This window comes from Stenotrophomonas geniculata, assembly GCF_034508895.1.
In the GTDB taxonomy this organism is placed as follows: Bacteria; Pseudomonadota; Gammaproteobacteria; order Xanthomonadales; family Xanthomonadaceae; genus Stenotrophomonas; species Stenotrophomonas geniculata.
The window spans coordinates 3,225,882-3,245,463 of the sequence record NZ_CP140571.1 but is presented as its reverse complement, the minus strand read 5'-3'; the positions used below and the strand labels follow the sequence as shown (position 1 = coordinate 3,245,463).

Annotated in this window: 16 protein-coding genes; 10 read left to right on the top strand and 6 right to left on the bottom strand. The window is 65.2% G+C overall.

The genetic code is table 11. From position 1 onward, the window contains the following. The first annotated feature begins 84 nt into the window (after positions 1-84). Both RI032_RS14795 and asd read left to right on the top strand, forming a co-directional pair. Positions 85-735, top strand: coding sequence for an SCO family protein (locus tag RI032_RS14795; protein WP_010483041.1), 651 nt, complete (start codon positions 85-87; stop codon positions 733-735). Then, positions 732-1,574 (top strand): archaetidylserine decarboxylase, encoded by an 843-nt coding sequence (gene asd / locus RI032_RS14790; protein ID WP_019336666.1) that lies wholly within the window; start codon positions 732-734, stop codon positions 1,572-1,574. Before RI032_RS14795 ends, asd begins: the two co-directional genes overlap by 4 nt. A gap of 107 nt (positions 1,575-1,681) precedes the next feature. On the opposite strand, the gene RI032_RS14785 is transcribed toward asd, so the two are convergent. Both RI032_RS14785 and RI032_RS14780 read right to left on the bottom strand, forming a co-directional pair. Next, positions 1,682-2,029 (bottom strand): ribonuclease E inhibitor RraB, encoded by a 348-nt coding sequence (locus tag RI032_RS14785; RefSeq protein ID WP_010483037.1) that lies wholly within the window; start codon positions 2,027-2,029, stop codon positions 1,682-1,684. A 23-nt stretch (positions 2,030-2,052) separates the two neighbouring features. Next, the gene (locus RI032_RS14780) at positions 2,053-3,657 is read right to left on the bottom strand and encodes a transglycosylase SLT domain-containing protein (RefSeq protein ID WP_010483035.1); all 1,605 of its coding nucleotides are present in this window, start codon (positions 3,655-3,657) and stop codon (positions 2,053-2,055) included. A 122-nt stretch (positions 3,658-3,779) separates the two neighbouring features. On the opposite strand from RI032_RS14780, the gene RI032_RS14775 reads away from it, so the two are divergent. Together RI032_RS14775 and greB are read left to right on the top strand one after the other, a co-directional pair. After that, the gene (locus RI032_RS14775) at positions 3,780-5,285 is read left to right on the top strand and encodes a helicase HerA-like domain-containing protein (RefSeq protein WP_019336667.1); all 1,506 of its coding nucleotides are present in this window, start codon (positions 3,780-3,782) and stop codon (positions 5,283-5,285) included. Between the two features lie 81 nt (positions 5,286-5,366). Beyond that, positions 5,367-5,873: a transcription elongation factor GreB gene (gene greB, locus RI032_RS14770; RefSeq protein ID WP_019336668.1), complete on the top strand. Its 507-nt coding sequence runs from the start codon at positions 5,367-5,369 to the stop codon at positions 5,871-5,873. An 87-nt stretch (positions 5,874-5,960) separates the two neighbouring features. Here greB and RI032_RS14765 read toward each other — a convergent pair whose 3' ends face one another. Together RI032_RS14765 and rimO are read right to left on the bottom strand one after the other, a co-directional pair. After that, positions 5,961-6,800 carry a DUF3025 domain-containing protein gene (locus RI032_RS14765; RefSeq protein WP_191863469.1) on the bottom strand — a complete coding sequence of 280 codons (840 nt, stop codon included), beginning with the start codon at positions 6,798-6,800 and terminating at the stop codon, positions 5,961-5,963. Further along, positions 6,797-8,158, bottom strand: a complete 1,362-nt coding sequence (rimO, locus tag RI032_RS14760) for a 30S ribosomal protein S12 methylthiotransferase RimO (protein ID WP_322547204.1) — start codon at positions 8,156-8,158, stop codon at positions 6,797-6,799. The genes RI032_RS14765 and rimO overlap by 4 nt, the downstream gene beginning before the upstream one ends. A 203-nt stretch (positions 8,159-8,361) precedes the next feature. On the opposite strand from rimO, the gene RI032_RS14755 reads away from it, so the two are divergent. From RI032_RS14755 to RI032_RS14745, 3 genes are read left to right on the top strand one after another with little or no spacing between them, the layout of a single operon-like run. Beyond that, positions 8,362-9,033, top strand: a complete 672-nt coding sequence (locus tag RI032_RS14755) for a dienelactone hydrolase family protein (RefSeq protein ID WP_019338605.1) — start codon at positions 8,362-8,364, stop codon at positions 9,031-9,033. Next, entirely contained in the window at positions 9,030-9,452 is a 423-nt protein-coding gene (locus RI032_RS14750; RefSeq protein ID WP_010483023.1) for an HIT domain-containing protein, read from the top strand. Before RI032_RS14755 ends, RI032_RS14750 begins: the two co-directional genes overlap by 4 nt. A gap of 15 nt (positions 9,453-9,467) precedes the next feature. Beyond that, positions 9,468-9,635: a LiaI-LiaF-like domain-containing protein gene (locus RI032_RS14745; RefSeq protein ID WP_005418011.1), complete on the top strand. Its 168-nt coding sequence runs from the start codon at positions 9,468-9,470 to the stop codon at positions 9,633-9,635. A 75-nt stretch (positions 9,636-9,710) separates the two neighbouring features. Here RI032_RS14745 and dcd read toward each other — a convergent pair whose 3' ends face one another. Both dcd and apbC read right to left on the bottom strand, forming a co-directional pair. Further along, the gene (gene dcd / locus RI032_RS14740; RefSeq protein ID WP_010483020.1) at positions 9,711-10,283 is read right to left on the bottom strand and encodes a dCTP deaminase; all 573 of its coding nucleotides are present in this window, start codon (positions 10,281-10,283) and stop codon (positions 9,711-9,713) included. 77 nt (positions 10,284-10,360) lie between these two features. After that, positions 10,361-11,215, bottom strand: coding sequence for an iron-sulfur cluster carrier protein ApbC (apbC, locus tag RI032_RS14735; protein WP_026347084.1), 855 nt, complete (start codon positions 11,213-11,215; stop codon positions 10,361-10,363). Positions 11,216-11,429: 214 nt separating this feature from the next. Here apbC and RI032_RS14730 point away from each other — a divergent pair, with 214 nt between their 5' ends. From RI032_RS14730 to RI032_RS14720, 3 genes are all read left to right on the top strand, one after another. Next, positions 11,430-14,219: a TonB-dependent receptor plug domain-containing protein gene (locus RI032_RS14730; RefSeq protein ID WP_010483016.1), complete on the top strand. Its 2,790-nt coding sequence runs from the start codon at positions 11,430-11,432 to the stop codon at positions 14,217-14,219. A gap of 340 nt (positions 14,220-14,559) precedes the next feature. Continuing rightward, positions 14,560-17,367 carry a TonB-dependent receptor domain-containing protein gene (locus RI032_RS14725; protein ID WP_322547203.1) on the top strand — a complete coding sequence of 936 codons (2,808 nt, stop codon included), beginning with the start codon at positions 14,560-14,562 and terminating at the stop codon, positions 17,365-17,367. A gap of 166 nt (positions 17,368-17,533) precedes the next feature. After that, positions 17,534-19,561 carry an alpha/beta hydrolase family protein gene (locus tag RI032_RS14720; RefSeq protein ID WP_322547202.1) on the top strand — a complete coding sequence of 676 codons (2,028 nt, stop codon included), beginning with the start codon at positions 17,534-17,536 and terminating at the stop codon, positions 19,559-19,561. Positions 19,562-19,582: the final 21 nt, after the last annotated feature.

Below are 19,582 nucleotides of genomic sequence, written 5' to 3'. Positions count from 1 at the left end.
CTGGCGCCCGTGGCGGCATCCGTTGCGGCAGAAACGATCGGGCCGCAGCCGGTATGATGGAGCCCACTTCGCGCGGGGGCTCCCATGTTCAATCGCAACGCCGGCATCATCCTGCTGATCGCCCTGGCGGCGGGCCTGGGCCTGCTGGCCGCCCAGCAGGTGTTCGCGCCGAAGCCACCGGCCAACGCCCCGGCCACCGAAGCGATCACGCTGTACCCGCAGCCGCGCGAACTGCCCGACTTCAACCTGGCCCAGTCCGACGGCACCCGCCTGATTCCGGGCGAGCTGAAGGGCCACTGGACCCTGGTGTTCCTGGGCTTCACCTTCTGCCCCGACGTCTGCCCCACCACTCTGGCCGAGCTGGCCGGCGCGCAGAACCAGTGGGAGGCCCTGCCCGACAGCCTGCGCCCGCGCGTGCTGTTCATCTCGGTCGACCCGGACCGTGACAGCGCCACACGCCTGGGCGAGTACGTGCACGGCTTCCACAAGGACACCCTGGCCGCCACCGCCGATATCCCGTCGCTGGAGCGCTTTGCCACTTCGCTGGGTTTCGTGTTCCAGAAGGTGCCGGGCAAGCACTTCGACGAGAACCCTGAGGATTACACCGTCGAGCACTCGGCCAGCCTGGCCGTGCTCGACCCGCAGGGCCGCCTTGCCGGCCTGGTGCGGCCCCCGTTCAACGCGCCGGCCATTGCCCGCGACCTGCAGAAGCTGACCGAGAAAACCGCCCCATGAGCCTCACCACCGCCCTGACGTACGCCCTGCCCCACCGCCTGCTGTCCTCGATGGCGCGTTCGCTGGCGTACTCGGACGATCCGCGCGTGTCGCGCTGGCTGATCGACACCGTCACCCGCAAGTTCAACGTCAACCTGGACGAAGCGGCCAACCCGGACCCGCGCAGCTATGCCACCTTCAACCAGTTCTTCACGCGTGCGCTGAAGCCGGGGGCGCGCGTGGCCGATGCCGATCCGCGCAGCCTGGTGATGCCGGCCGACGGCCGCATCAGCCAGCTGGGGAAGATCGAGGCCGGCCGGATCTTCCAGGCCAAGGGCCAGTCGTTCACCGCCGCCGAACTGCTGGGCAGCGACGAAGACGCCAAGCCGTACAACGACGGCCTGTACGCCACCGTGTACCTGTCGCCGCGCGATTACCACCGCGTGCACATGCCGTGGACCGGCACCCTGCGCGAGACCGTGCACGTGCCGGGCCGCCTGTTCAGCGTCGGCCCGGCCGCGGTGAACGGCGTGCCGCGCCTGTTCGCCCGCAACGAGCGCCTGGTCTGCCACTTCGATACCAGCTTCGGCCCGATGGTGAGCGTGATGGTCGGTGCACTGCTGGTGTCCGGCGTGGAGACCGTATGGAGCGGTGAGGAGATCCCGGCCTACGGTGACCGCATCACCCGCAAGGATTACCGCGGCCAGGGCATCCAGCTGGAGCGCTTCGCCGAGATGGCGCGCTTCAACTACGGTTCGACCGTGATCGTGCTGCTGCCGCCGGGCGTGGCCGAGTTCGCGCCGCAGCTGGGCGCCGAAAGCCCGGTGCAGCTGGGCCAGGCGCTGGCGACGCTGCGCTGAGGTACATGTAGAGCCGAGCCCATGCTCGGCTGCTGGCTGCAACCGGTCATGCATTTCTGTGGGCAAAGGAAGCCGAGCATGGGCTCGGCTCTACAGCCAGAAGCGCGCTACTGCAGGGCCGGGGCTGGACCTACGTCCATGCCGTCGTAGTCTTCCACGCCCTTCTCCGCGGCCAGCGCCGCGAACTCCTGGTTGCGACGGTCCAGCGAGGCTTCGTCGTGAATCTCCACACGCTCCACATGCAGCACGTGGAACGGCGCGTCGCCCTCTTCCGGCTCCTGCTCGAACAGTTCCACGAAGGAGTAGCCCTGCGCCTGCAGATGGTCAGCCAGTACCTGCAACGGCTCAGCAGTGGAATGCACGAAGAAATACCCCCACAGCAACGGGCCGGTGATGTCCCAGTCGGTGTTTTCGCGGAGGTTGGCGAACAGGTTGCGGGTGTCTTCGAGGTCCATGCGGATTCCAGGGGTCGGGAGGATTACTTGTCGCAGCCCTGCAGCTTCAGCGTCTGGCCGTGGCGCAGGCTGTAGGCCGGGGCCTTCAGGCCGTTGGCGCGGGCCAGGGTCGGCACGTCGCACTGGAATTTCGCGGCGATGGCGCCCAGGGTCTCACCCCGGCCCACCTTGTGGCTGCGCACCGGCTTCGGCCGTGCCTGCGGGCGCGGCGTAGCTACCGGAGCGGCCGGTGTGGTCGGCACGCTGGTGGACGCGGCGGCATCGGCCACCGGCACCACACCGCCCACGGCCACGCTGCCGGTGTAGCTGGCAGCGGTCGGACGCTTGATCGCTGCGTTCAGATCGGCGGTGATCAGCGTGCGGGCCAGATCGGCACGCGGGCCGCTGACGCAGTTGCGCTGGTACAGGCCGGCGATGCGGGTGGTGGCATTGATCAGCGTGCCGGCCGGAATCCAGCCGTCGGCTTCATAGCGCGGGTTGAGGTTGCGCAGCGCGCGCATGTAGCCATCGCGGGTGCCGTGGCTGCCCAGGCAGATGGTCAGTTCGTAGATGGTAGTGGACTTGGCCAGGCGCAGCGTGGCCGGCTGCGCGCTGATCTTCGGGAATTCCACGCCGTACTGCTGCGGGTGCAGGAAGATCCAGGCGGCGGCGATCACCATCGGCACGTAGTCCTTGGTCTCGCCCGGGAACTGGTTGTAGACGCTGTCGGTCCAGAAGCTCTGGCCAGCACTCTGCTTGAACACGCGCGCGGCACGGCCTTCACCACCGTTGTAGGCGGCCACCGACATTTCCACGTTGTTGTTCAGCTCGCGTAGACGCTCGTTGAGGTAACTGGCGCTGGCCTCGGCGGCGCTGCGCGCGTCAAAGCGCGTATCGAAGCCGGTGCCGTCCGGGCCGAGGCCGAAGCGGCGACCGGTGGCCGGCATGAACTGCATCAGGCCGGCGGCGCCGGCGCGCGAGGACGCATGCACGCGGCCGTTGGACTCCTTGGCCATGATGCCGAACAGCAGCGCCTCGGGCAGGCCGCGCTTCTCCCACTCCGGCCACATCACCGCACGCAGGTTCTGGTAGTTCTCGTAGCTGGTCAGCAGCGCGGGACGCATGTCGGTCAGCCAACGGCGGATGCCGGCCTGCACGGCCGGGTTGTACTCGACCATGCTGTCGAAGGCATGCCGCTTGTCGTTGAGCAGCGCGGCGGCGCGCGCGGCCTCCGGCACGTCGGCGGTGAGCGGGCCGATATGGTCGGGGTCGGCTTCCAGGCGGTCACCGCCCTCGTCGGCCACGTCGTCGCTGGCAGCGGCATCAGCGTCGTGCTTGAGCAGGCGCTTGTAGCTGGCAAGCAGGGTGCCCATCTGGCAGCCCTTCTGCTTCACGCAGTCGTTGAGGACATCTTCCATGTCTTCCAGCGCGGCATCGGCCTCGTTGCTGCCCTTGGGGTCGGCATTGGCGACCAGCAGCAGGGCGTCGCTGTAACGCTTTTCGGCGACGGTCATGCGCTGCTGCAGCGCATCCACCTTCACCTTGTCCCGGGCCGAAACCCGCTGCGCATGGGCGTCGGGCGCCAGGGAAACCAGGCCGGCCAGGGCCAGCAGCGGCCAACCGCGGGAAATCAGGACAGGAACGGGCATTGATGGCACTGTGTGCGAAACAGGCAGGCAGAGTAGCGGCGCCGCCAAGGTCCGGGCAAGCCGACCTTCGGCCCGTCACCGCCGGCGGTTAACATTGGGCTATTCACCACAAGGGCTGGACCATGGATCCGATTCTGCTCGGCAAAGGCATTACCGACGATATTGCCGTCACCCTGCTGCCGAAACTCGGCAACCGCCACGGCCTGGTGGCCGGCGCCACCGGCACCGGCAAGACGGTCACCCTGATGACCCTGGCCGAGGGCTTCTCGCGGCTGGGCGTGCCGGTGTTCCTGGCCGATGTTAAGGGCGATGTGTCCGGCCTGGCTGTTCCCGGGACCGGTGCCGAGAACCTGCTGACGCGTGCTGCCGAGATCGGCGTGGCCGACTATGCGCCGGCCGCCAGCCCCACCATTTTCTGGGACCTGTACGGCAAGCTCGGCCATCCGGTGCGCACCACGGTCAGCGAGATGGGCCCGACCCTGCTGGCGCGCATCCTCGAGTTGAACGACACCCAGTCCGGCGTGCTCGACATCGTGTTCAAGCTGGCCGACGACCGTGGCCTGCTGCTGCTGGACATGGACGACCTGCGCGCCCTGCTCGGCCTGGTGGCCGAGGAGCGCAAGGACATATCCACCGAGTACGGCCTGGTCAGTGCGCAGTCGATCGCCGCGATCCAGCGTTCGGTGCTGCGCCTGGCGCAGGATGGTGGCGAGAATTTCTTCGGCGAACCGGCGCTTGAGCTGGCCGACATCATGCGGGTCAATCACGACGGCCGCGGCGTGATCGGCATCCTCGCCGCCGACCAGCTTGTGCTCAAGCCCAAGCTGTATTCCACCTTCCTGCTGTGGCTGCTGTCGGAGTTGTTCGAGCAGCTGCCGGAGGTGGGCGACCTGGACAAGCCGAAGCTGGTCTTCATCTTCGACGAGGCCCACCTGCTGTTCGACGACGCACCGCCGTCGCTGGTGCAGCGCATCGAGCAGGTGGTGCGCCTGATCCGCTCCAAGGGCGTGGGCGTGTATTTCTGCTCGCAGTTCCCCGACGACGTGCCGGGCAACATCCTCGGCCAACTGGGCAACCGCGTGCAGCACGCGTTGCGTGCGTTCACCCCGCGCGACCAGAAGGCAGTAAAGACCGCTGCCGAAACCTTCGTGCCGAACCCGAAGCTGGACGTGGCCAAGGTGCTCAGCCAGCTCGGCACCGGCGAGGCGCTGGTGTCCACGCTGCAGGACAAGGGTGTGCCGATGCCGGTGCAGCAGACGATGATCGCGCCGCCGCGCTGCCGGATGGGACCGATCACCGAGACCGAGCGTACCCAGGTGCGTGCCGGCAGCCCGGTCGGCAGTCGTTACGACACGGCGATCAACCGTGAATCGGCCGCCGAACTGCTGGCCCAGCGCGCGCAGAAGACGGTCGAGCAGGCGCAGGCGCCGGCCGCCCGCAGCCGCGAGCAGGACGAAGCGCAGGAAGGCGGTTTCGGCCAGGCGATCAAGGATGCGATTTTCGGCACCAAGCGCCGCCAGGGCATGATCGAGACGATGGCCAAGCAGACCACGCGCACGGTCGGCACCAAGCTGGGCAACCAGATCGTGCGTGGCCTGCTGGGCGGCATCTTCGGCGGCAAGCGTTGATTCACCGCCACTGGCGGTCAGAGCTCTTTCCACGGGAAAGGGCTCCGACCCCATCGTTCCCCTGAAAAGAAGTCTTACCGCATGTCCCGTTGGCGTCCCCCCGCAGAAAAAAGCACTGCCCTGATCACCGCCTCCGGCCACGCACGGCTGAAGGCCGAACTGGATGACCTGTGGCGGGTGCGCCGCCCCGAGGTGGTGAAGGCACTGGCCGCAGCCGCCGCAGAAGGCGATCGTTCGGAAAACGCCGAGTACACCTACCGCAAGAAGCAGCTGGGCGAGATCGACCGTCGCGTGCGCTACCTGACCAAGCGATTGGAATCGCTGCGCGTGGTCGACACCACGCCGACTGATCCGCAGGCGGTGTTTTTCGGCGCGTGGGTGGAACTGGAGAACGTGGACAGTGGCGACACCAGCCGCTATCGCATTGTCGGCCCGGACGAGACCGATGCAGGCCTGGGTTGGATCAGCATCGATTCGCCGCTGGCACGTGCGCTGCTGAAGAAGCGGCTGGATGATGAGTTCTCGGTAGAGCTGCCCGGCGGGCAGTTCACCTTTGCGGTGATCGGGGTGGAGTACGAGCCTGTGTAGCGTCGAGCATGGCTCGACTGCCTGCCCTTTGTAGAGCCGAGCCCATGCTCGGCTGATGGGCAAACGCAGCCGAGCATGGGCTCGGCTCTACAACGGCAACCCCACCAGCGGCAACGGATACTGGCGACCGGCACGCAGCGGGCGGAAATAATCGGCATTGCGATAGAAGGCGGAATCCTGCACGCCATGCCAGCCGGGAATACCGGCCAATGGCAGGGGCCGCAGCTGCAGCGGATCGGTCACTGCCCTGCCCTCGGCGATGGCCGCGGTCACTGCGTCAACGCAGGCATCATCGACTTCGTCGCGCACCACCACGCACTTGCCCACCAGACGGCGTTCCGGCAGCAGCGCCTGCTCCATCAGCGCGTGCCCGAATACCGCAGCGATGGCGATGTCTCCGCTCAGCCAGTGCGCTGGCTCGAACAATGCATGCCAGTCATGCCCATCCCACGCACGCATAAACGAGTCATCGCGCACGCGCACGATCACGCCGGTCTCGTCGAACTGGGTCAACGCGGCCTGCGCACGGTTGCGCTGGCCCGGCGGCATCGCCTCGATATGCCGGCACTGCTGCACATTGAGGGCCTGCTTGAGCTGCGGGTAACGGGCCCACACCAGTGCATTGAACAGGTCGTGCCAGTTGTCGGCGCGGGTGGCGATAAGCCCCTGCGCGATGCGGGCTTCGTAGTGCAGGCCGTCAGCCAGCAGCGCGGCATCCTGCTCGACCAGGTGCTTGCCGGGCAGCGTGAGGCGTGCCTCGAGCGCTGCAATGGACGGCCACTCCGGGCCTTCCAACAGATCACGAACGTCGCGCAATCCGGCAAACACCGGGTGCGCGAACACCTGCGGATCGACCGCCGCACGCGGCGGCGGCACGAAGCGGCGGACACCGCTGCCGTCACCGGCGGCGGTCGTCGCGGTGGTCACAGCATCTTGAGATCGAATGCCGGGCGGGTAGCGGCCGGCAGCGCGTCACCGTACAGGTCGTGCTCGTCGCTCTCGGTGATTTCCACGTCGACGAACTCACCCACGCGCAGCGGCACCTGGTCGGCATTCTGGATGTGCACCAGGCCGTCGATCTCCGGGGCATCGGCCTTGGAGCGGGCCACGGCGATATCGCCTTCGATGGCGTCGACCAGGCACTGCTGCACGGTGCCGATTTTGGCTTCCAGGCGTGCCGCGGAAATCCGCGCCTGCTTTTCCATGAAACGGGCCAGGCGCTCCTGCTTCACTTCCTCCGGTACCGCATCGGGCAGGTCGTTGGCGGTGGCGCCTTCCACCGGCGAATAGGCGAACGCACCGACGCGGTCCAGCTGCGCTTCGTCGAGGAACGACAGCAGCTCTTCGAAATCGGCCTCGGTCTCGCCCGGGAAGCCAACGATGAAGGTCGAACGCACGGTGATGTCCGGGGCGATACGGCGCCAGTTCTGTACGCGCTCCAGGGTCTTCTCGACCGCGCCGGGGCGCTTCATCAGGCGCAGGATGCGCGGGCTGGCATGCTGGAACGGAATGTCCAGGTACGGCAGGATGCGGTTCTCGGCCATCAGCGGCACCACCTCGTCCACGTGCGGGTACGGGTAGACGTAGTGCATGCGCACCCACGCATCCAGCTCGGACAGGCCTTCGCACAGCGCCTTCAGGCGGGTCTGGTAGGCCTTGTTGCGCCACATCTTCTCGGCGTACTTCACGTCCACGCCATAGGCCGAGGTGTCCTGCGAAACCACCAGCAGCTCGCGCACGCCGCCCCGCACCAGGCGCTCGGCTTCGCGCAGCACCTCATCCACCGGGCGCGAGACCAGCTTGCCACGCATCGACGGGATGATGCAGAAGCTGCACTTGTGGTTGCAGCCCTCGGAAATCTTCAGGTAGGCGTAGTGGCGCGGGGTCAGCTTGATGCCGTAGTCGGGCACCAGGTCCACGAACGGATCGTGCTTGGGCGGCAGCGCTTCATGCACCGCTTCCATCACGCTCTGGTAGTCCTGCGGGCCGGACACCGCCAGCACGTTGGGGTACGCCTCGCGGATCTGCTCCGGGCGCTTGCCCAGGCAGCCGGTGACGATGACCTTGCCGTTCTGGTTCATCGCCTCGCCAATCGCGTCCAGCGATTCGGTCACTGCCGAATCGATGAAACCGCAGGTGTTGACCACCACCACGTCGGCCGAATCGTAGGACGGCACGATGTCGTAGCCTTCCGAGCGGAGCTGGGTAAGGATGCGTTCGGAATCGACAAGGGCCTTCGGGCAGCCAAGGCTGACGAAGCCGACTTTGGGGTTCAGCTGGGACATGGAATCGCGGGACTCTGGGGGCCTGGGCCCCTGCCGTCGTGGCAGGGGTTCCTGGGGGCCGGGGCCTGAAAGGGCGCCAGTATACCGGGGTTGGCGGCCGCGCTCTGAATGGCCAGCCGCCCGATCCCGCACAGCCGCTGACATCGCGCTAACCCACGCTGCACCGACAATGCCGTTCTGTTCCCCACAACGAGATGGAAACGATGGCCGAGTGGATCACCCTGGATACGCATCACGGCCCGGTACGGGCCTGGCAGGCCCTGCCGGAGGGCACCCCGCGTGGCGGGCTGGTGGTGGTGCAGGAAATTTTCGGCGCCAACCCGCACATCCGCGGCGTAGCGGAGCGCTTCGCGGCCGAAGGCTACGCGGTGCTGGCGCCGTCGTTCTTCGACCTGGTCGACGGTGCAGAAGCCGATCCGGATGCCCTGCCCTATGACGCCGAAGGCGTGAAGCAGGGCCTGGAACGGGTGACCGCACTGGGCATGGAGAAGGCGCTGGAGGTCGTGCGTGCAGCCGCCACCCGGCTGGCGCCCCAAGGCAAGGTCGGCACGGTGGGCTACTGCTGGGGCGGCACGGTGGCGATGCTGTCGGCCCTGCGCCTGGGCCTGCCCTCGGTCAGCTATTACGGTGCGCGCAATGTCCAGTTTCTGGATGAGACGCCCAAGGCCCCGGTGATCTTCCACTTCGGCGCCCAGGACAAGAGCATCCCGCCGGAGGCGGTCCAGGCCCATCGCGAGAAGCTGCCGCAGATGGCCACCTTCGTCTATCCGGCCGACCACGCCTTCAACCGGGAGGTCGGACATGCGTATGATCCAGACAGCGCCACCCTGGCGCTGCAACGCACCCTGGACTTCTTCTCGGAGCATCTTGGATGAGCGATTTCGAACTCGATTCACGCCTGGCCACCGATAGCGTGCTGGTGGCCGAAGGACCGTTGTCGCAAGTGCGGCTGATGAACGACGAACGATTCCCCTGGCTGGTGCTGGTACCGCGTCTGGCCGGGGTGACCGAGTGGATCGAGCTGGACGGCGAGCAGCAGGACAAGCTGCGCACCGAGCTCAACCGCGCCTGCAAGGCCCTGAAGGGCGCCGACGGGGTGGAGAAGATCAATATCGGTGCGCTGGGCAACATCGTGCGCCAGCTGCATTTCCATGTGATCGGCCGCCATGACGGCGACCCCGCGTGGCCGGGCCCGGTCTGGGGCAGCGGCCCCGCGCACCGCTACGAGCCGGGTGCGCTGGACCAGCATGTCGCCTACTGGAAGGAACGGCTAGGATATCCAGCCCAGTCCTGAGCGTTTGCCGACCCGATGCGATTCAACCTCGTTGCCGCCGTCCTGCTGATCCTGATCGGCCTGTTCATGCTCGCCAGCAACCTGGGCTGGACGCACCTGAACCTGTCCAAGCTGCTGCTGACCTGGTGGCCGGTGGCATTGGTGGGTGTCGGCATCGCGATGCTGTTCGGTCGCGGGAAATAAAGAAGGCGGCGCATTGCGCCGCCCTCCTTCATGTAGAGCCGAGCCATGCTCGGCTTCACAAATCGCCTGCAATCTTCAGGTCCGCGGCAGCGTCACGCCGGTCTGGCCCTGGTACTTGCCGCCACGATCGCGGTACGACGTCTCGCAGATGTCGTCGGCGGCCGCCTGGAAGAACAGCATCTGCGCTACGCCTTCATTGGCGTAGATGCGCGCCGGCAGCGGCGTGGTGTTGCTGAATTCCAGGGTGACGTGCCCTTCCCATTCCGGTTCCAGCGGGGTCACGTTGACGATGATGCCGCAGCGCGCGTAGGTGCTCTTGCCCAGGCACACCACCAGGGTGTCGCGCGGGATGCGGAAGTACTCCACGGTGCGCGCCAGCGCGAAGCTGTTGGGCGGGATGATGCATTCATCGCCGACGATATCCACGAAGCTGCCCGGATCGAAGTGCTTGGGATCGACGATGGTCGAGTTGATGTTGGTGAACACCTTGAACTCGCGCGAGCAGCGCACGTCGTAGCCGTAGCTGGAGGTACCATAGCTGACGATGCGCTCGCCGTTGGCCTGCTTGACCTGCCCGGCCTCGAACGGCTCGATCATGCCGTGCTGCTCGGACATGCGGCGGATCCAACGGTCACTCTTGATGCTCATGCTTTGTCCTGGGGTGCGAGGGGGCGCGAGGATTCTAGCAGGGGGCCGGGCGTCGCCGGCGGCCCCTGCCCGGGCACTTACAGCAGCGACGACAGGATCGGGATCGAGGCACGCGGACGCTTGCCAACCTCCTCGATCAGGCGCTGCGCGGCATGGCGGTAGGCCTGGGCCGGGACCGAATCCGGCTGGGCCACGGTGATCGGGGTACCGGAATCGCCCTGCTCGCGGATGCCGATCTGCAGCGGCAGCGAACCGAGCAACGGCACGCCGTACTGCGCGGCCATTCGCTCGCCGCCGCCCTCGCCGAACAGGTGCTCGACATGCCCGCAGCTGCTGCAGGTATGCACCGCCATGTTCTCGACGATGCCCAGCACCGGCACCTCGACCTTCTCGAACATCTTCAGCGCCTTCTTCGCGTCCAGCGTGGCGATGTCCTGTGGCGTGGTGACGATCACCGCACCGGCCAGCGGGATCTTCTGGGTCAGGGTCAGCTGGATGTCGCCGGTGCCCGGCGGCAGGTCGATCAGCAGGTAGTCCAGGTCGTCCCACAAGGTGTCGTTGAACAGCTGGGTCATCGCCGAGGTGGCCATCGGCCCACGCCAGATCATCGGCGTGTCCTCTTCGATCAGGTAGCCGATCGACATGGTGTCGACGCCGAACGCACGCAGCGGCTCGATGCTCTTGTTGTCCGGGCTTTCCGGACGGCCGGACAGGCCCAGCATTGCCGGCACGCTGGGGCCATAGATGTCGGCGTCGAGCACGCCCACGCGCGCGCCGAGCTGCTGCAGCGCCACGGCCAGATTGACCGCGGTGGTCGACTTGCCGACGCCGCCCTTGCCCGAACCAACCGCGATCACATTGCGGATGCGGGCATGCGGCGTGAGTCCCTTCTGGACCTGGCTTGCATGGGGACGGCGGGGAGAACTGTTCACAACGAGCACCGGCGGGGTCAGGGGGAATAACCGAGCATCATACAAGCTGGACGTAACCTGACTGAAATTCAGGATTGCTACAGATTCGTGCACAGATTGTTAAGTTCATGTTACGTTCGACCCGCACTGTTTTGGGCTGCGGAGCTGGCATTTCCAGCCCGCGCGATGGCGCATGCGCAGTGCCGTTTTTGTTTTTGCTCTCCAATGGAACTACATGAACTACGTAAGCAACACCGCACGTCGCAACACGCTCGCCGTCGCCCTGATTTCCGCTCTGATGGCCGCCGCCCCGGCAATGGCGCAGGACAAGGCGACCAACCTGGACAAGATCACCGTCACCGGTTCGCTGATCCCGCAGACCCAGGTTGAAACCCAGACCCCGGTGATGTCCATCACCGCCGAAGACATCCAGACCCGCGGCTTCAGCAGTGTTGCTGAAGTGCTGCAGCAGTCGTCGCTGACCACTGGCGGCCTGCAGGGCGGCCAGACCTCGGGTTCGTTCACCCAGGGCGCCGAAGCCGCCGGCATGTTCGGCCTGAATCCGGGCTACACCAAGTACCTGATCAACGGCCGCCCGATGCTCTCGTATCCGGCGCTGTACAACGGCAGCGAAACCTTCAACAACATCAGCGGCATTCCGATCGACATCGTCGAGCGGATCGAAGTGCTGCCGGGCGGCCAGTCCTCGCTGTACGGCTCGGACGCGATCGCCGGTGTGGTCAACATCATCCTGAAGGAGCGCATGGACGGCGGCACCATGACCCTCCGTGGCGGCACCTACACCGAAGGCGGCGGCAGCAACATCCGCTTCAGCGCTGCCAAGGGCATCAACGCCTTCGACGACCGCTTCCATGCGCTGTTCAACGTGCAGATCGAGAACGGCAGCCCGATCTGGGGCTACCAGCGCGACATCACCCGCCAGAACAACCCGGTCGGCTACACCGCCCAGGTTCCGTCGAACGACTTCGCCGTCATCACCAACGCTGACAACAAGCTGCTGATGATGGACCCGAGCCGTTGCGCCAACGTCGCTGGGCTGTATGACGGCACCACCGTGGTCGGCCAGCGCGCGTCGGGCGAGTCCTGCGGTTCGGTGTACAGCGCCGGCTACAAGACCCTGAAGAACGGCAAGAACAGCGGCCAGTTCTACTCGTCGATGACCTTCGACGTGAACGACAACTTCCAGCTGTTCGCCGACGTGCTGTACAGCAAGGAAAAGACCGAGTTCACCTCCGGCTCGAGCGCCCTGTGGTGGGGCACCAAGTCGGTCATGGGCGGCTTCTACGACCAGGGCCTGGGCAAGGTCGTGAACCTGCAGCGCGCCTTCGCGCCGGAAGAAATCGGCCCGGGCCACTACAACAACATCATGAACTCCGACGAAAGCCGTGCCTACCAGGTCACCCTGGGCGGCAAGGGCATGGTCGGCGACTGGGACTACAGCGCCAGCTTCACCCGTGGCGAGTACCGCCTGGACCAGAATCGCTTCGTGCGCTGGAAGGACAAGATCGAAGACTTCTTCGGCCAGACCGTGCTGGGCCCGCGCCTGGGCACCTCGGCTGGCGGCTTCGGCATCTACAACCCGGACTATGCGGCCTTCTACTCGCCGATCACCCCGGACCAGTTCGCCAGCTTCACCGGCTACGGTACCCACCGCAGCAAGACCTGGCAGAACCTGGGTCGCGTGCAGGTGACCAACGGCTCGCTGTTCAGCCTGCCGGGCGGTGATGCCGGCCTGGCCGTCGTGCTGGAAGGTGGCAGCGAAGGTTGGGATTACTCGCCGGACCAGGCGTTCGTTGATGGCAATGTGTGGGGCACCACCGCCGTCGCCGGCGCCGGCCACCGCAGCAACTACGCGGTCACCAGCGAACTGCGCATGCCGCTGCACGACACCCTGACCGTCAGCGCCTCGGGCCGCTATGACGCCTTCAAGATCGCCGACAAGACCGTCGACAAGGCCACCTACAGCATCGGCCTGGAATTCCGTCCGATCGAGAGCCTGCTGCTGCGCGGCAAGTACGGTACCGCCTTCCGCGCACCGACCCTGTCCGATGCCTTCCAGGGCATGAGCGGTTCGTACTCGTCCGGCCAGAACGACTACTACCGCTGCAGCCAGATGGGTTATGGCCTGCGTGATGAGGCCTGCTCGTTCTACAAGAACACCTCGGTGTACAGCGAAAAGTCCGGCAACCCGGACCTGAAGCCGATCACCGCCGATGTCTGGAGCGCAGGTGTGGTGTGGGCCCCGGTCAGCAACTTCTCGCTGTCGGCCGACTACTACAACTGGAAGATCAAGAACGAGGTCAAGACCCTGAGCTCGGACCAGCTGCTGCTGGCCGAGTACCAGTGCCACAACGGCCTGCCGAACAACACCTCGGCCAGCTGCGGTGACGTGACCAACTGGATATCCCGCGACGCCGGTGGCAACCTGACCCGCGTATACACGCCGAAGCTCAACGTTGCCAGCCAGAACCTGGAAGCGGTGACCGTGGCGGCCAAGTACCAGCAGGATATCGGCCGCTTCGGCTCGCTGATGTTCTCCGGCAACTACACCAACATGCTGAAGCGTGAAGTGCAGCCGATGCCGGGCGCCGCCAAGCTCGACCTGCTGAGCGACCCGTACAACATGTGGTACTACGACAACTTCGCCAAGGTCCGCGGCGATCTGTCGGTGGCCTGGAACATCGCCAAGTTCACCACCACTGTGTACGCCAACTACGTCGGCAGCACCCCGAACTACCTGGCCTACACCGGCCGCAGCTACGGCTACGTCCACTCCTCCGGCGCCAAGGCCGGCAAGTGGGGTTCGTACACCACGTACAACCTGAGCATGAACTACCAGGCACAGGAAGATCTGGTCCTGTCGCTGATGGTCAACAACGTGTTCAACAAGCTGCCGGAAGGCCAGCGCTACAACTACCCGGGCAACGAATCGACCCCGTTCAACGACGGCTTCTACAGCGTCTACGGCCGCCAGATCTCGGCCCAGGTCAAGTACAACTTCTGATCCCGTCGTTTTCCGGACTCCGTGTCTGGACCAGGCCCCGCTTCGGCGGGGCCTTTTTTTTGGTTCCAGGAAGCCTTCGGTAAAGCACTGATGCAGAAGCAGCAAATGCACTACGACAGATTGACCTTCATATCGCCATCTTTTGAAACACACCAAAACAATTGGCGTTAACCATTGATCTGCCGACATTTTTCAGGCCAAACGCCGATTGACGAAATGACGATCGTGTGCACTCTGCGTTAAGTGCGTGTTACGGTCCGGCTGAATGGAATGCAACTGAACAGATCGTTAAACCGACATGGAAGCCGGTCGCCAAGACATCTCACTACGGGGATTTTCCATGTCTCGCCATCGTTCCATACTCTCGCGCCACCCACTGACCCTCGCCCTCCTCGGCACGCTGCTCGCCTCCGGCACGGCCCTGGCGCAAAGCAACAATGCGCCGACCCAGCTTGACCGCGTGACGGTCACCGGGTCGCTGATTCCGCAGACCGAGATCGAGAACCACACGCCGGTCCTGACCGTGACCGCCGAGGACATCCAGACCCGCGGCTTCACCAGCGTTGCCGATGTCCTGCAGCAGTCCTCGCTGTCCACGGGTGGCCTGCAGGGCGGCCAGACCTCGGCCTCGTTCACCCAGGGCGCCGAAGCCGCCGGCATGTTCGGCCTCAGCCCGGGTTACACCAAGTACCTCATCAACGGTCGCCCGATGCTTTCGTATCCGGCGCTGTACAACGGCGGCGATACGTTCAACAACATCAGCGGCATTCCGATCGACATCGTCGAGCGCATCGAGATCCTGCCGGGCGGCCAATCCTCACTGTATGGCTCCGATGCGATCGCTGGCGTGGTCAACATCATCCTCAAGGAACGCATGGATGGTGGCGTCCTCAACGTACGTGGTGGCGCCTACAGTGAAGGCGGCGGCAACAGCTTCCGCCTCAGCGGCGCCCGCGGCTTCAATGGCGTGGATGATCGCTTCCATGCGCTGGTCAACGTGCAGTATGAGAAGACCAGCCCGATCTGGGGTTACCAGCGCGACCTGACCAAGGTCAACAATCCCGACGGCTACAGCCCGCAGTACGTCTCCAACGATTTCCTGGTGCTGTTGCCGGCCAACAACAACCGTTACGCGATGATGGACCCGAACCTGTGCGCCAATGTGGCCGGGCAGTTCGATGGCACCACGGTGCTCGGCACCCGGCCCACCGGCCAGGCATGTGGCTCCACCTATGGCACCGGCTACAAGACCATCAAGAACGGCAAGGAAAGCGCGCAGATCTACAGTTCTGCCACCTTCGACGTGAATGACAACTTCCAGTTGTTCGGCGATGCGCTGTACAGCCTGGAAGAGGTCAAGTACGCGACGGGTTCCGGCTACACCTGGTGGGGCACCTCGTCCGGCTGGGGCCGCTTCTATGACCAGGCCAGCGGCCAGTACATGAACCTGCAGCGGGTGTTCGCCCCGGAAGACATCGGTGGCGCCGGCTACCGCGACATCATGAACACCGACCGCAACAAGGCCTACCAGGTAACGCTGGGCGGCCGCGGCACGGCCGGCAACTGGGACTACAGCCTCAGCTTCACCCGCGGCGAGTACAAGCTGACCGAGCGCAACTTCGTGCGCTGGAATGACCCGATCAACGATTACTTCGAACAGCGCGTGCTCGGCCCGGTGCTGGGCACCACCAGCACCGGTTACGACATCTACAGCCCGAACTGGGAAGCCTTCTACGCGCCGCTGCCGGCCGGAGACTTCCAGACCTTCACCGGTTACAGCTACAGCCAGAGCCGTACCTGGCAGAACCTGGCCCGTGCACAGGTCACCAACGGCTCACTGTTCAAGCTGCCGGGCGGCGACGCCGGCCTGGCCGTGGTCGTTGAAGGTGGCAGTGAAGGCTGGGACTACAGCCCCGATCCGGGCCTGATGGATGGCAGCGTCTGGGGCACCACGGCGGTCTCCGGCGCCGGCCACCGCAGCAACTATGCGGTGACCGGTGAGCTGCGTCTGCCGCTGCATGACACGCTGACAGTCACCGGCTCCGGCCGCTACGACGCCTTCAAGATCGGCAGCAACACCGTCGACAAGTCCACCTACAGCATCGGCATCGAGTTCCGCCCGATCGAGAGCCTGCTGTTCCGCGGCAAGTACGGCACTGCCTTCCGCGCGCCGACCCTGTCCGACGCATTCCAGGGCCGCAGCGGCTACTATGCCAACGGCTCCACCGACTACTACCGTTGCGGCCAGCTGGGCTACGACCCGGCCAACACCACCGGTTGCCCGTATGACAGCGTCTCGGTGTTCGGCACCCGCGCCGGCAATCCGGACCTGGAACCGATCACCGCCGACGTCTGGAACGCAGGTGTTGTGTGGGCACCGATCAACAACCTGTCGCTGTCGGTGGACTACTACAACTGGAAGATCAAGAACGAGGTCGATACGCTCAGCTCCGACCAGCTGCTGCTGGCCGAGTACTACTGCCGTGGCGGTCAGGCCAACAACACCTCGGCCAGCTGCCAGAACGTCGACGACTGGATCACCCGCGATGCGTCCGGCGTGCTGGACGAGATCTACACCCCGAAGATGAACGTCGCCCGCCAGAACCTGGAAGCGCTGACCGCCAGCTTCAAGTACGTGCACGACATGGGCCGCTTCGGTTCGTTGCAGTTCTCGGGCAACTACACCGACATGCTCAAGCGCGAACTGCAGCCGCAGCCGGGCGATGAGTTCCTGGACCTGCTGCGTGACCCGTACGCGATGTGGGTATACGACTCGTACGCCAAGGTGCGTGCCGATGGTTCGGTCGGCTGGGCCAAGGACAAGTGGACCACCACCCTGTATGCCAACTACATCGGCAAGACGCCGAACTACATGGCCTACGTGGGCAATGGCTACGACTACGTCCACAGCTCCGGCTACAAGGCAGGCAAGTGGGGGTCCTACACCACCTACAACCTGAGCGTGAACTATCGCGCGCTGGACAACCTGACCCTGTCGCTGATGGTCAACAACGTGTTCAACAAGATGCCGGACAACCAGCGCTTCAGCTTCGCCGGGACCAGCGGCCAGCCGTACAACAATTACCTGTACAACGCCTACGGGCGCGCCATCTACGTGCAGGCCAAGTACGAGTTCGGCGGCAACTGATTTCCGCCCTCGCCACACCGAAGACCCCGCCCCGGCGGGGTCTTTCTTTGGGCTTACTCCCCCGGCAGGACAAATCCACAGGGCTTTCACGCCAAGTTGACTAACCCCACGCCTTCGTTCATCTTCAGGTCATGTTGATGTGCCCGCCACAAGGACCCTGCCGACCATGGAACTGCGCTTGACCCCCGCCCGCCTTGGCGCCGCCGCTCTGGCGGCGCTGTGCATTGCCCCTGCCCTCGCAAGCCCTCTGCCAGCCGAGGATTTCGCCAGGATCCCAACCATCCAGTCGGTCACCATGAGCGCCGACGGCAAGCAGTTGGTGGCCATCGTCGCCGCGCCTGGTAGCAACAACAGTGATACCGCTCTGGCCAACTGGAACCTGGACAACCTCGGCGCCGGTCCAGTCGCCATCACGCCATCCGGTGACCGGATGAAGTTCATCGCGGCAAGCGCACTGAAGGCGGGACGCAACCTCGTCATCGGACGCCAGGAATGGACAGGAAAACTCGGCGGCTGCGGTGAAGGCAACAGTACGGGAGCCACCAAGACCTTCCTGACCAAGGCCTACCTCACCGACGCCACCCAGACCAAGTTCGACGAGGCTTTCGCCAACAACACCCGCACGCTCGGGGTCAGCCCCGAGACCCTTCGCTGCCTCGAACTTGCGGGTACCGCCTCGCTGGTCCATGGACTGCCGCTGGATGCAGACAGGGTCATCATCAGTCAGCTCAACGAAGCCACGCTGCAGGCCAACTACTACCGCTTCAACCTGCGCACCGGCCAGACCGAACTGCTGTTCAAGGGCAGCTCGCGCACATCACCTGGCCTGTTTCACCCCCGGACAGGTGAAGTCCTGACGCAGACCCAGGTCGAATCCGCCGGCTCCGACGATTTCGAACAGCGCATTCTGATCAAGAACAGCGCCGGCCAGTTCGAAGTGCACGCCCCCCTGACCACCCGACTGAGCGAACGCTATACGGTGGAAATCGTCGGCATAGACGATGACAGCGGCAAGCTGTACGTGCTGACCGACCAGTTCTCTGACCTGGTGCAGGCGCGACTGTACGATCCCGCCAAGAAGGAGTTCGACAAGGAGCCCCTGGCCGCCCATCCATCCTTCTCGATCAGTTCACTGATCCTGGGCACGCGCAAGAGCAACTTCAACCAGGTCCTCGGCTTCTATATAGACGGCCCCCAGCGGCAGGCCGTGTACGTGGATCCGCAGATGAAAGCCCTGCAGGAGGGCCTGCAGAAAGCCTATCCCGGCCTGAGCGTCTACATCACCGGTTACAACGACGACCTTTCGCGCGTCCTGTTCACCACGGAGAGCAACCGCAACCCGAAGAGCTACTTCATCCTGGCCGATCGCAAGGATGTCGTGCCGCTCGGCAATGAGCGCCCCTGGGTGGACAGCAAGCAGATTGGCGAACAACGCTGGGTGACCTACACCGCACGCGATGGCCTGCAGATTCCGGCGATTCTGGACCTCCCGCCGGGCTGGAAGCAGGGCGACGGCCCGCTGCCGGCACTCATGCATCCGCACGGCGGGCCGTGGGCGCGCGACTACACCGGCTGGGATGCATCAGGCTGGGTACCGTTCTTCACTTCGCGCGGCTATGCCGTGTTGCGTCCGCAGTACCGCGGCAGCTCTGGCCTTGGCCGCAAGCTCTGGCTGGCAGGTGACGCCGAGTGGGGCCAGAAGATGCAGGACGACAAGGACGACGGCGCTGCCTGGCTGGTCTCGCAAGGCATCGCCGCCAAGGACCGGATCGCGATCTTCGGCTATTCCTATGGCGGTTTCGCGGCTGCCGCTGCGACGGTCCGGAGCCCGTCGCCCTACCAGTGCGCCATCGCGGGTGCCCCGGTCACCGATCTTGGCCGGCTGGGCACCTCCTGGAGTCAGAACCGCCTGCAACGCATCCTGCAGGGGCGCACGGTGAAGGGCATGGACCCGATGCAGAACACCGCGAAGGCCACGATTCCTCTGCTGACGTTCGTCGGCGACCGTGACGTACGCACGCCGTCCTTCCATGCGAAGAACTTCTACAACGGCGTACAGGGCAAGGTGCCGGCCCGGTTCGAGCTGATCCCCGACATGCCGCACAGCATGCCCTGGTACCCCGTGCACTTCCGGACGACATTGACGCTCATGGCCGACTACCTGAGCAAGGATTGCGGCCCCGGCGGCCTCTGATCTCTCCCCCGCATCCAGCGT